This is a genomic window from Mesorhizobium sp. CA8 (assembly GCF_020164955.1).
Classification (GTDB): domain Bacteria; phylum Pseudomonadota; class Alphaproteobacteria; order Rhizobiales; family Rhizobiaceae; genus Mesorhizobium.
On record NZ_JAIUHG010000010.1, the window covers coordinates 156,640 to 168,730 of the forward strand.

General features: G+C 63.3%; 11 protein-coding genes. 9 read left to right on the forward strand and 2 right to left on the reverse strand.

The features are described 5' to 3' along the window. The first annotated feature begins 86 nt into the window (after positions 1 to 86). The 9 genes from LB553_RS13905 (at position 87) to LB553_RS13945 (ending at position 10,451) form a co-directional block, all read left to right on the forward strand. Positions 87 to 1,475: an aldehyde dehydrogenase family protein gene (locus LB553_RS13905; protein WP_224514002.1), complete on the forward strand. Its 1,389-nt coding sequence runs from the start codon at positions 87 to 89 to the stop codon at positions 1,473 to 1,475. A 17-nt stretch (positions 1,476 to 1,492) separates the two neighbouring features. After that, complete coding sequence (locus LB553_RS13910; protein WP_224514004.1) at positions 1,493 to 2,665, forward strand: iron-containing alcohol dehydrogenase; 1,173 nt, start codon at positions 1,493 to 1,495, stop codon at positions 2,663 to 2,665. A gap of 244 nt (positions 2,666 to 2,909) precedes the next feature. Continuing rightward, a complete protein-coding gene (locus LB553_RS13915; RefSeq protein ID WP_224514005.1) occupies positions 2,910 to 4,016 on the forward strand; it encodes an ABC transporter substrate-binding protein in 1,107 nt (368 codons plus the stop codon). Between the two features lie 63 nt (positions 4,017 to 4,079). Then, complete coding sequence (locus LB553_RS13920) at positions 4,080 to 4,994, forward strand: ABC transporter permease (RefSeq protein ID WP_224514006.1); 915 nt, start codon at positions 4,080 to 4,082, stop codon at positions 4,992 to 4,994. Further along, positions 4,991 to 5,782, forward strand: a complete 792-nt coding sequence (locus LB553_RS13925; protein ID WP_224514007.1) for an ABC transporter permease — start codon at positions 4,991 to 4,993, stop codon at positions 5,780 to 5,782. Before LB553_RS13920 ends, LB553_RS13925 begins: the two co-directional genes overlap by 4 nt. A 27-nt stretch (positions 5,783 to 5,809) precedes the next feature. Continuing rightward, positions 5,810 to 6,874, forward strand: a complete 1,065-nt coding sequence (locus tag LB553_RS13930; RefSeq protein WP_224514008.1) for an ABC transporter ATP-binding protein — start codon at positions 5,810 to 5,812, stop codon at positions 6,872 to 6,874. A 175-nt stretch (positions 6,875 to 7,049) separates the two neighbouring features. Then, positions 7,050 to 8,603, forward strand: coding sequence for a cation:proton antiporter (locus LB553_RS13935; protein WP_224514009.1), 1,554 nt, complete (start codon positions 7,050 to 7,052; stop codon positions 8,601 to 8,603). 77 nt (positions 8,604 to 8,680) lie between these two features. After that, entirely contained in the window at positions 8,681 to 9,598 is a 918-nt protein-coding gene (locus LB553_RS13940) for an endonuclease/exonuclease/phosphatase family protein (protein ID WP_224514010.1), read from the forward strand. A 7-nt stretch (positions 9,599 to 9,605) separates the two neighbouring features. Further along, on the forward strand, positions 9,606 to 10,451 hold the full coding sequence (locus LB553_RS13945) for an EamA family transporter (protein ID WP_224514011.1): 846 nt from the start codon (positions 9,606 to 9,608) through the stop codon (positions 10,449 to 10,451). Positions 10,452 to 10,461: 10 nt separating this feature from the next. On the opposite strand, the gene LB553_RS13950 is transcribed toward LB553_RS13945, so the two are convergent. Next, a complete protein-coding gene (locus LB553_RS13950; RefSeq protein WP_224514012.1) occupies positions 10,462 to 11,679 on the reverse strand; it encodes an MFS transporter in 1,218 nt (405 codons plus the stop codon). Between the two features lie 94 nt (positions 11,680 to 11,773). Beyond that, positions 11,774 to 12,091, reverse strand: a complete 318-nt coding sequence (locus LB553_RS13955; RefSeq protein WP_224514013.1) for a Dabb family protein — start codon at positions 12,089 to 12,091, stop codon at positions 11,774 to 11,776.

A 12,091-nucleotide genomic window follows, 5' to 3' on the forward strand; every position in this document is an offset into this window, starting at 1 on the left:
ACTATACGGGGAGAAGGTGCTGGCAGGCGGATGAGGGGCGGCGCCAAGCCAAGTGATTTTCGATTGTTGTAAACTGTGAGGAAGAAATGACCGAAATGGTCAAACTCAAATCCCCCATCGACGGCTCGATCTATGCCGAACGGCCCGTCGCCAGCGATCAGGCGATCAACGCCGCGGTCGAGCGCGCCAGGGCCGCGCAGGAGAAGTGGGCCGAGACGCCGGTCGTCGAGCGCGGCAAATACATGCTGGCGATGCTCGAGGCGCTGGTTGCCATGAGCGACGAGATCGTGCCCGAAATCGCCTGGCAGATGGGCCGGCCGGTGCGCTATGGCGGCGAGTTCGGCGGCGTCAAGGAACGCACCAACTATATGGTCGAGATCGCCGAAGCCGCACTGAAACCGGTCCTGGCCTCCAACCCGAAGGACGGCTTCCGCCGCTACGTGAAGAAGGTGCCGCTCGGCGTCGTGCTGGTGATCGCGCCTTGGAACTATCCTTATCTCACCGCGGTCAACACCATCGTGCCGGCGCTGATGGCCGGCAGCGCGGTGATCTTGAAGCACGCCGCGCAGACGTTGCTGGTCGGCGAGCGCTTCCAGCAGGCTTTCGATAAAGCCGGCCTGCCAAAGGGGCTGTTCCAGAACCTGGTCATGAACCATGCCCAGGCCGAGAAGCTGCTCGGCTCCGGCAAGATCGACCACGTCAATTTCACCGGCTCTGTCGGCGGCGGCCGCGCCATCGAGAAGGCCGCGGCCGGCACCTTCATGACGCTCGGCCTAGAGCTCGGTGGCAAGGACCCGGCCTATGTGCTGCCCGAGGCCAAGCTGGACCATGCGGTCGCCAACCTGGTCGACGGCGCCTTCTTCAATTCCGGCCAGTGCTGCTGCGGTATCGAGCGCGTCTATGTGCACGAGAAGGTCTATGACGAATTCGTCGAGGGTTTTGTCGCCGAGACAAGGAACTATGTCGTCGGCAATCCGCTGGAGCAGGCGACCACTCTCGGCCCGATGGCGCAGGCGCGCTTCGCCGACTTGATCCGCGAGCAGAAGGCCGAGGCGCTGCGCAAAGGCGCGACCGCGCATATCAACATGAAGGTCGAGAACGACAAGCCGGGCTCGCCCTATCTGGCGCCGGAAGTGCTGACCGGGGTCGACCACCAGATGAGCGTCATGCGCGAGGAAAGTTTCGGGCCGATCGTCGGCATCATGAAGGTGCGCAACGACGAGGAAGCGATCGCGCTGATGAACGACAGCCCCTACGGGCTGACCGCCTCGATCTGGACGCGCGACACGGAGCGCGCAATCGCCATCGGCGACCGCGTCGAGACCGGCACCGTGTTCATGAACCGCTGCGACTATCTCGACCCGGCGCTGGTCTGGACCGGCGTCAAGGACACCGGCAAGGGCGCAGCCCTTTCGGCCATCGGCTACGACAATCTGACCCGGCCGAAATCCTATCACCTGCGTGAAGCGATCTGACCTTTCGAAAGACAAAAATGTCCAAGCTCATCTCCAAATGGAACTATCCCACGACCGTCCGTTTCGGCGCCGGCCGCATTAAGGAATTGCCGGACGTGCTGGCGGCGGCCGGCATCAAGCGTCCGCTCTTCGTCACCGATCCGGGCCTGGCGAAGCTGCCGGTCGTCGCCTCGACGCTGAAGATCCTCGACGAAGCCAAGGTTCCCTATGGCGTGTTTTCGGATGTGAAGCCGAACCCGGTCGAGTCCAACCTCACCGCCGGCATCGCCGTGTTCAAGAAGGGCAAGCATGACGGCGTCATCGCCTTCGGCGGCGGCTCGGCGCTCGATCTCGGCAAGCTGATCGCCTTCCAGGCCGGACAGACGCGGCCCGTGTGGGATTTCGAGGACATCGGTGACTGGTGGACCAGGGCCAATTCCGATGCGATCGCGCCGATCATCGCGGTGCCGACCACGGCAGGAACCGGCTCCGAGGTCGGCCGCGCCGGCGTCATCACCAATGAGGAGACCCACACCAAGAAGGTCATCTTCCATCCGAAGCTTCTGCCGGCGATCGTCATTGCCGATCCGGAGCTGTCGGTCGGCATGCCAGCCTTCATCACCGCCGGCACCGGCATGGACGCGCTTGCGCATTGCCTGGAGGCCTATTGCGCGCCGGGCTACCACCCGATGGCCGACGGCATCGCGGTGGAAGGCATCCGTCTGGTGTTCGAGAACCTGCCCAAGGCCTTTGCTAACGGCAAGGACCTGGTCGCCCGCGCCCATATGATAAGCGCCGCCGCCATGGGCGCCGCCGCCTTCCAGAAGGGGCTGGGCGCCATCCATTCGCTGTCGCATCCGATCGGCGCGCTCTACGACACCCATCACGGCATGACCAATGCTGTGTTCATGCCCTATGTGCTGGCCTTCAATCGCGAGGCGATCGAGGACCGTATCGCCAGGCTCGCCGCCTTTTGCGGCATCAAGGGCGGCTTCGATGGTTTCGCCAAGGCAGTCATCAAGCTGCGCAAGGACCTCAAGGTGCCGCACGCGCTGCCGGGCCTGATCAAGGGGCTCGACATGGACAAGAAGCGCAAGGCGCTGATCGCCGACATGGCGGTGGTCGATCCGACGGCGGCCGGCAATCCGGTGAAGCTCACCAAGAAAGCGGCGCTGACGCTGCTCGAAAATGCGATCGCCGGCTCCATCTGAGAGCCGGCTTTCAATACCAAAAAGTCAAATAAGGGAACACTCTAGGAAAGGGAGAGGGGGCAAAATCAAGGCAGCTAACCATTAGCCGGAAAATTAAGCGCGGGCTAATTGCTACGGTCCGTTAAAAAGAGTTAACTTTTTTGGCCGCGGGGCTCCGGTTTCAAAAAGCCTTCATCGGGCTGTCACACGAAAACGATACCCGCATCGCAGGCGCTTAAACGCGCCAGTTCAACGGAGAGAACACATGTTCAAGTTCACGGGGAAAGTGCTTTCCCTCTCGGCCGCGGCGCTCTTTGCGTCGACGGTGATTTCGTCCGCGGATTCGCTGGACGATCTCGTCAAGGCCGCGAAGGCTGAAGGCCAGCTCACCACCATCGCGCTTCCGCATGACTGGTGTGGCTACGGGGCAGTGATCGAAGGTTTCAAGGCTAAGTATCCGGGAATCACCATCAACGAACTCAACCCGGACGCTGGTTCCGGCGACGAGGTCGAGGCGATCAAGGCCAACAAGGACAACAAGGGCCCGCAGGCGCCTGACGTTATCGACGTCGGCCTGTCCTTCGGCCCGACCGCCAAGAAAGACGGCCTGCTGATGCCCTACAAGGTGTCGACCTGGGACTCGATCCCGGACAGCGCCAAGGATGCCGATGGCGCCTGGTACGGTGACTATTACGGCGTGCTCGCCTTCGAGGTGAACAAGGATCTGGTCAAGGAATCGCCGACCGACTGGGCTGACCTGCAGAAGCCGGAATTCGCCAACTCGGTCGCCCTTGCCGGCGATCCGCGTGCTTCGAACCAGGCCATTCAGGCCGTTTATGCTGCCGGCCTTTCCAGTGGCGCCGCCGCTGGTGAAGCAGCGGGCACCGCCGGCCTCGAATACTTCAAGAAGCTTAATGCGGCCGGCAATTTCGTGCCGGTCATCGGCAAGACGGCGACACTCGCCCAGGGCCAGACGCCGATTCTCGTCACTTGGGACTACAACGCGCTTTCGGGCCGCGACACGCTGAAGGGCAACCCGCCCGTCGACGTCATTGTGCCGAAGACCGGCGTCGTCGCCGGCGTCTATGTGCAGGCGATCAGCGCCTTTGCGCCGCATCCGAACGCCGCCAAGTTGTGGATGGAATATCTCTATTCCGATGAAGGCCAGATCGGCTGGCTGAAGGGCTACTGCCATCCGATCCGCTTCAACGATCTCGCCAAGAACGGCAAGATTCCGGCGGACGTGCTGGCGAAGCTGCCGCCGGCGGAGTCTTACGCTTCCGCCGTGTTCCCGACGCTCGACGAGCAGGGCAAGGCCAAGGAAACCATCACCAAGAATTGGGACGCCGTCGTCGGCGCCAATGTGAAGTAACAGGGGTGATATCGACCGGGCGGCCCTGGCCGCCCGGCTTATTTTCAGAACGGTAACCGGCGCATGACCGATCTCTCGCTCTCCAACAAGGCCATTGCGGGAAAGACCGCGCCGCCGGCCGAGGCTCGGAGCCTGAGGCTGCCGACGCAGTGGCTTGGCGTCACGCCTTTCTTCATCTTCGCCGTGATGTTCCTGATCCTGCCCACGCTCTATCTGATGCTGGGCGCTTTCCAGAACGAGGCAGGCGAATTCACCTTCGCGAACATCGTCGCGCTCTTTTCGGCCAACATCGTTGCCGCTTATTGGATCTCGATAAAGGTCAGCCTGGCGTCGTCACTGATCGGTGCCTTCGCAGGCCTTGCCGTCGCCATCGCCATCGTGCGTGGCGGGCTGCCCGACTGGATACGTTCAGCGACACTGACCTTCTCGGGCGTCGCATCCAATTTCGCGGGCGTGCCGCTCGCGTTTGCTTTCATCGCGACGCTTGGGCGGCTCGGTCTCGTCACTGTCTTGCTCAACACGCTGGTCGGCCTGAACCTCTACGCGCATGGCTTCAACCTGCTATCGTTCTGGGGTCTGACGATCACCTATGTCTATTTCCAGATTCCGCTGATGGTGGTCATCATCGTGCCGGCGATCGATGGGCTGAAACGGGAATGGGGCGAGGCCGCCGCCACGCTCGGCGCCACCCAGGCGCAATATTGGCGCATGGTGGTCATTCCGGTGCTTTGGCCGAGCTTCCTGGGCACCGTCATCCTGCTCTTCGCCAATGCGTTCGGAGCAATCGCAACCGCCTATGCGCTGACCGGCTCGTCGCTCAACATCGTTCCGATCCTGCTCTATGCGCAGATCCGGGGCGATGTGCTGCACAATGCGCATCTCGGCTATGCGATCGCCTTCGGCATGATCTTCATCACCGGGCTTGCCAACATCTTCTACATCTGGTTCCGGACCCGCTCGGAGAGGTGGCTCAAATGAAGGCCGGCAAGTTCTGGGCCTGGGTCGTCTTCATCCTAGGCGCGGCCTATTTCTTCATACCGCTGATCGCGACAGTCGAGTTCTCGCTGCGCATGCGGCGCGGTGTCTATTCCTTCGATGCGTACAAGGTCGTGCTGGGCGACAGCCAGTTCCAGGCGACCTTCATATTTTCCGTGGTCGTCGCCATCTTCACGATTCTCCTGGGTGTGCTGATCGTGGTGCCAACCGCCTATTGGATCCGGCTGCGCCTGCCCCAACTGCGCCCAGTGGTCGAGTTCATCACCTTGTTGCCGTTGGTTATCCCAGCCATCGTCATCGTTTTCGGCTATATCAGAATGTATGGCTCGAATTCGCCGCTGCCGTTTCTCGGGTCGAATTTGGGAGCGAATGCGCTGCTGGTCATCGGCTACGCGGCGCTCGCGCTGCCCTATATGTACCGGGCCGTGGACACCGGTCTTCGCACCATCGACGTACGCACGCTGACGGAGGCCGCGCAGATTCTGGGGGCAGGCTGGGGTACGATCATCACCCGGGTTATTCTGCCCAATGTGCTGATCGCAGTGTTGTCGGGCGCGTTCCTCACCTTCGCCATCGTCATTGGCGAATTCACCATGGCCAGTCTGCTCAATCGCCCTGCCTTCGGTCCGTACCTGCAGAACCTTGTGGCCAATCGCGCCTACGAACCGGCCGCGCTGTCCATCATCGCCTTCGCGATAACCTGGGGCTGCATGTCCCTGATCCAGATTCTGTCGCGTTTCGCGCCAAGATCGGCGAACCGCCCCAACTGAGCGAAAAGCACCGAAAGAAAAAAAGCCATGGCCGAGCCGTTCCTCTCCATCCAGCATGTACGAAAATCCTTCGGCGCCACTACAGTGGTGGAGGACTTCAATCTCGATGTCGCGCCGGGTGAGTTCGTCTCCTTCCTTGGCCCGTCCGGCTGCGGCAAAACCACGGTGCTGCGCATGGTCGCCGGTTTCGAGGAGCCTTCGGCCGGCAAGATCGTGGTCGGCGGCAAGGACATCACCAAGCTGAAGCCCAACCAGCGCAATGTCGGCATGGTGTTCCAGGCCTATGCCCTGTTCCCGAACCTGACGGTGGGGCAGAACATCGCCTTCGGTCTCAAAGTGGCCGGCATGCCCAAGCCGGATGCCGACAGGCGGGTCGCCGAGATGCTCGACATGATCAAGCTGCCGCAGATGGCCGACCGCTATCCCTATCAGCTTTCCGGCGGCCAGCAGCAGCGCATCGCGCTCGCGCGGGCGATTGCCCCCAAACCCAAACTGCTTTTGCTCGACGAGCCGCTGTCGGCGCTCGACGCCAAAGTGCGCGTGTCGCTGCGCGAGGAAATCCGCTCGATCCAGAAGAAGCTCGGCATCACCACCATCTTCGTCACGCATGACCAGGAAGAGGCGCTGTCGATCTCGGACCGCATCGCGGTGATGTATGGCGGCAAGGCCGAGCAGGTCGGCACGCCGTTCGAGATCTACAACCGGCCGGCAACCAAATTCGTCGCCAATTTCGTCGGCACGCTGAACGTGCTGGAGGGCAAGGTCACCGACGCCGCGTCTGGCAAGGTGCAAGTCAACGCCCAGGAAGTGTCGCTCAAGGGCAAGCTCAACGGCTCGAAGTCCGGCGACACGCTTTCGCTGGCGCTGCGGCCCGAAGCCATCTCGCTGGGGCGCCAGCCCGGCCATGACACCAGCCTGTCGGGCGAGATCGCCGAAGTGCATTTCCTCGGTTCCGTCATCCGCGTGCGCGTCGGCATCGGCGGCAACACGGTATCGCTCGATACGTTCAACAACTCGGCGACACCGCCCCCTGCCGTGGGCGACAAGGCGGACATCTCCTTCTCGTCGGGCGACATGCTGGTTTTGCATTGACGGCTCTGGCCCGTCCTGATGCCGATAAGACATGCCAGACGGTTCTCTGTGATATACGGCCGTCATCGGTATGTCCTGCGAGCACCCCTATGAGGCGGCGCGGGTTTGCCGGATAATCAACAGTATCCGGTCTCAGGGTGCTGACAAGCTTCGCGCTTCGCCGCTACGATGAGCCATGGCGCTGTTCGAACTTACCCTGATTCTGCTGCTGATCGCCGTCGCGCTGACGGCGGTATCGCGATGGCTGGAGGTGCCTTACCCCTCGCTGCTGGCGCTTGCCGGAGTTGGACTTGCCTTCGTGCCGGGCGCGCCGGTGATCGAGATCGATCCGGAACTGGCGCTTGCGCTGTTTATCGCGCCGGTGCTTCTCGACGCCGCCTATGACACCTCGCTGCGCGACCTGAAGCGGTACCGGCTGTCGCTTGCCCTGCTGGCGCTTGGCGCGGTCGTCTTCACCACCGTGGTGGTTGCCTTTGTCGGCTGGAAGATGGCCGGCCTGCCGATCGCGGCGGCGATAGCACTCGGCGCCATCGTCGCGCCGCCGGACGCGGTGGCGGCAAGCGCCGTGCTCAGCCAGTTCAAGGTGCCGCACCGCATTACAGCCATCCTGCAGGGCGAGAGCCTGCTCAACGATGCCACGGCGTTGTTGATCTACCGGATATCGGTTTCGGCAGCGGTCGGCACGCTCATGCTCAAAGACGCGGTGCCCGTTATCCTGCTTGCAACGGTCGGCAGCGTCGTGGGGGGCTACCTGTTCGGCCGGGCGTCGCTGCTCACGCTGACGCGCATCGAGGATGCGGCAAGCAGCACCGTGGTGCAGTTCGCCGGAACCTTTGCTGTCTGGATCATTGCGGACAGGCTCGGCCTTTCCGCCATCATCACCATCGTCGTCTATGCCATCACCATCGCGCGCACCGGGCCACGCCGGATGTCGGCGAGACGCCGCGTCAGCGCCTATTCGGTCTGGGAATCGGCAGTGTTCGTGCTCAACGTGCTGGCGTTCGTGCTGATGGGCTTGCAGGCCCGGTCGATCATCGGCCGGCTTGCCGGCGATGGGCAAGGCGAGGCCTTTCTCTTCGCCGCGACAGTTTTTTCCGTCGTTATCGTGGCACGCCTCGTCTGGGTGGCGGGATACGTCGCAGTCATCCGATGGTTTGCCCGCAACGACAGCGAGGAAAAAAAGCAGGATGCGCCGACGTTCGCCGGCGCCGTGCTTGTCGGCTGGTGCGGCATGCGCGGGCTGGTGACGCTGGTCGCCGCCGTTGCCTTGCCGGCCGGCTTTCCCGGGCGTGACCCGATCGTGCTTGCCGCTTTCGCGGTCGTGCTCGGCACGCTGGTGCTGCAGGGCATGAGCCTGAAGGCTCTGCTGCGCTGGCTCAATTTTCCGCGCGATACTTCGATTGACCGCGAGGTGGCTGAGGCGCGGGTGGCGATCATGCAGGCCGCGCTCGACGTGCTGAGCCGCAAAACCTCGTCCGCCGCCGCGGTCGTGCGCGAACAATATGAGGCGCAACGCCGGATCGCCGAAAATCCCGACGACGCGCAAGCCGCGACGGAATACGACCGGTTGCGCCTTTACGCCATCAAACGGCAGCGCGACACGCTGGAGGAACTGCGCAGCAACGGCACGATCGGCGACGAGGCCTATCACCGGCTGGAAGAGGAGATCGACTGGTCGGAACTGGCGGCGTCGCCTGCCGGAAGCTTCCAGCCTCTGACGACCTATTAGCAATTCCTGGCGGAAAACCGCTCACACTTTTCCTGGAATTGCGCTACTGCGATCATCGGAAGTAAGCCGGTTAATCAATGAAACTGATCAGCTACAACATCCAGTACGGCTACGGCAGCGACGGGCGCTACGATCTCAGCCGCTGCACCAGGCTGGTGGAGGGCGCCGACATCATCGCGTTGCAGGAGGTGGAGCGGCATTGGCGTCGCACCAATGAGGACGACCAGCCCGAGATCCTGTCCAGCTTGCTGCCTGACTATTACTGGGCCTACGGCCCCGCCTTCGACATGGATGCCAGCGAGAAGCGCGGCGGCCGCATCGTCAACCGCAGGCGGCAGTTCGGCACGATGGTGCTGTCGAAGCTGCCGATCGTCTGGTCGCGGCTGCACACGTTGCCGCTGCGGCGAACGCTGAGGCCTCTCAACACCCGCAATGCGGCGCTGGAGTGCATGATCCGGACGCCGGCGGGACCGGTGCGGGTGCTTTCCTTGCATCTGGCGCATATCGCGGCCGAAGAGCGGCTGGAGCAGATCGACTGTCTGCTTGCCGAGCATCGCCGCGCGCCGGCCGACGGCGGGCCCTGGAGCGGTGTCGACGACGAGCCGCAGCGCGACTGGGCGAACGGCCAGCCGGAACCGGAAAACCCGCTGGCGGCGATCTGGCTGGGCGACTTCAACATGGAGCCGGGCAGCGCCGAATACCGGCGCATCGTCGGCAATACGCCCTATCATCGGGGGGCTGCCTATGTCGATGGCTTCGTCGATGCCGCGGCCGTCGCAAGCCAGTCCGGGCCGGACTTCCATACGCACGAAAAGACCATCGATGGCAGGCTGGCGAAACGACGGCTCGATCATTGCTTCGTCGGTGGCATGCTGGCCGGGCGTGTGCGTTCGGTCAGCGCCGCTGTCGGCGAGGTGGCGTCCGACCATTTCCCGCTTAGGGTGGATATCGATCTGGAAACGCCGGGCATCGCCTCAGACCTGGCGGGCAGGTGAGGCGGGGATGACGCTGTTCGTCTTCCTGGCGGTGCTCTCGGCGGCGGCCATGCATGCGATCTGGAATGCGCTGGTCAAGGTGCATCTCGACCGCTTCCTGTCGATCACACTGATGACGCTCGGCATGGGCTTTGCGGCGCTGTTCGCGGTGCCCTTCGTCGAGGTGCCAAAGGCCGAAGTCTGGCCCTACATCATCGCTTCGGTGATCTTCCACATGGGTTACCGGACCTTCCTGATCGGCGCCTACAAGGCGGGCGATTTCGCCCAGACTTATCCGCTGGCGCGCGGCACCGCGCCGCTGCTCTCGGCACTCGGCGGCATCGTCGTGGTCGGCGAGGTCCCGGCGCCGTTCGCCATGCTCGGCATCGTGCTTTTGTCGGCCGGCACGCTGGTCATGTCGTTCCGCGGCGGGGCGCATCTGGAGAAGCTCAACCTGCGCGCGGTCGGCTTCGCGCTCGGCACCTCGATCTTCATCGCCAGCTACACACTCTCCGACGGCAGCGGCGCGCGGCTCGCGGCAACCGCGCAAAGCTACGCCGCCTGGCTGTTCGTCTGCGATGCGACGTGGGCGCTTGTGCTGTGCATCTTCTTTCGCGGGCCGCAGTCGCTTCCGGTGCTGGCGCGCGACTGGAAAGCCGGGTTGTTCACCGGCGTTCTCAGCGGCGCGGCCTATTGGATCGTGATGTGGGCGATGACCAAGGCGCCGATCGCCTCGATCGCGTCGCTGCGCGAGACCTCGATCCTGTTCGCCATGCTGATCTCCGTGCTGGCGCTGGGCGAGAAGATGACCGTCTGGCGCGCAGCCGCGGCGCTCGGCATCGTTGCCGGTGTCGCGGCGCTCAGGATGGGATAGAGCGGAAACGTCAGCCGAGCACGGTCATCACCTGGCCACGCTTTTCCGGACTGAAGCGGATGACGACGATGATGCAGACGGCGACCACGCCGGCAAACAGGGCCAGCGCATAGCCATAGCTGCCTCCCGGCGCTTCGGCGATACCGGCCTGGTATGGGCCGCCATAGGAGGCCGCCAGATTGCCGGCCTGATAGATGAAGCCGGGCAAGGTCGCCCGCACCGAGCCTGGCGACAGCTCGTTGAGATGCACCGGAATGACGCCCCAGGCGCCCTGCACCGCCACCTGCATGATAAAAGCGCCGATCGCCAGCATGAAGGGCGTGGTCGTGTAGGCCCAGAGCGGAATTGCCGGCAGGGCGATCACGCAAGCCAGCGTGATGGCGTTGATGCGGCCGATCCTTTCCGACAGCGCGCCGAAGGCGAGGCCGCCGACGATGGCGCCGATATTGGCGACGATGGTGATCCAACTCACCGTGTGCGTGTCGAAGCCGTGCTGCTTCTTCAGGAAGGTCGGATACAGGTCCTGCGTGCCATGGCTGAAGAAGTTGAAGAACATCATCAGCACCACGGCATAGAGCGCAATGCCCCAGTGCTTCTGCAGCGTTTCGAGGAGGCCCGGCCGCGCCTGGGCGCGGCCTTCGACGAAGGCCGGCGATTCCGGCACATGCGAGCGGATGAAGAGCACGACCAGCGCCGGCACGAAGCTGAGCAGGAACATGGCGCGCCAGCCGAAGGTGAAGTCGCCGATCTTCTGCCCATAGAGCAGCCCGTAGACCACCGCGGCCAGCAGATAGCCGGCCGGATAGCCGCATTGCAGGATGCCCGAGACCGTGCCGCGCGCGCTCGGCGGAATGGATTCCATGGCGAGCGAGCTGCCCAGGCCCCATTCGCCGCCCATGGCGACGCCGAACAGCGCGCGTAGCGCCAGGAATACTCCGAGGTTGGGCGAGAAGGCGGCTAAAGCGCCGATCACCGAATAGCTCACGATGTTGAGCATCAGGATGGGCTTGCGGCCGTATCTGTCGGCAAGCATGCCGAAGAAGAACGCGCCGATGAAACGCGTCGCCAGTGTCAGGAACAGTGCTTTGGAGACCGCCGGAACGTCGGTCTGGAACTCAGCGGCAATATCGGTGAGCAGGAATGTCAGAAGGAAGAAATCAAAAGCGTCGAGCGTCCAGCCGAGGAACGATGCGATTACGGTTTTCTTCTGCTCGGTGGTGAGGTTCAAGGCGGTCCTCCTTTTGCATCCCCCGAAAGCAACGATATGTTCCAGGGCGGGCAAAAGAGAACGGGACGGCTGCCGGATTTGAGCCGGCGAGCGGTCACATTTGCGTCACCTCCAGATCGATGACCATCAGCCCGTCGGTGCCGCCTTCGAGGGTGGCGACCAGACGGGCGCCGGCGCGCTGATGCGCGTTGTGCGCCAGATAGGCATCCCGGGCGGCGGCATCGCGGAAATCGATGGTGAAGCCGTGGCCGAAGCCGCGCCCGAACGGCTCCGGGCTGACATTGGCGCTGAACTGCACCTTGCCCATGCCGTCGACGACCGCGCGCAACGCTTCGAGATCGGCGTGGATTGCCGCGCGTTCGGTCTCAGGAACGTCGTCGCGAAAGTGAACAAAGACGCAATGCCGTATCAT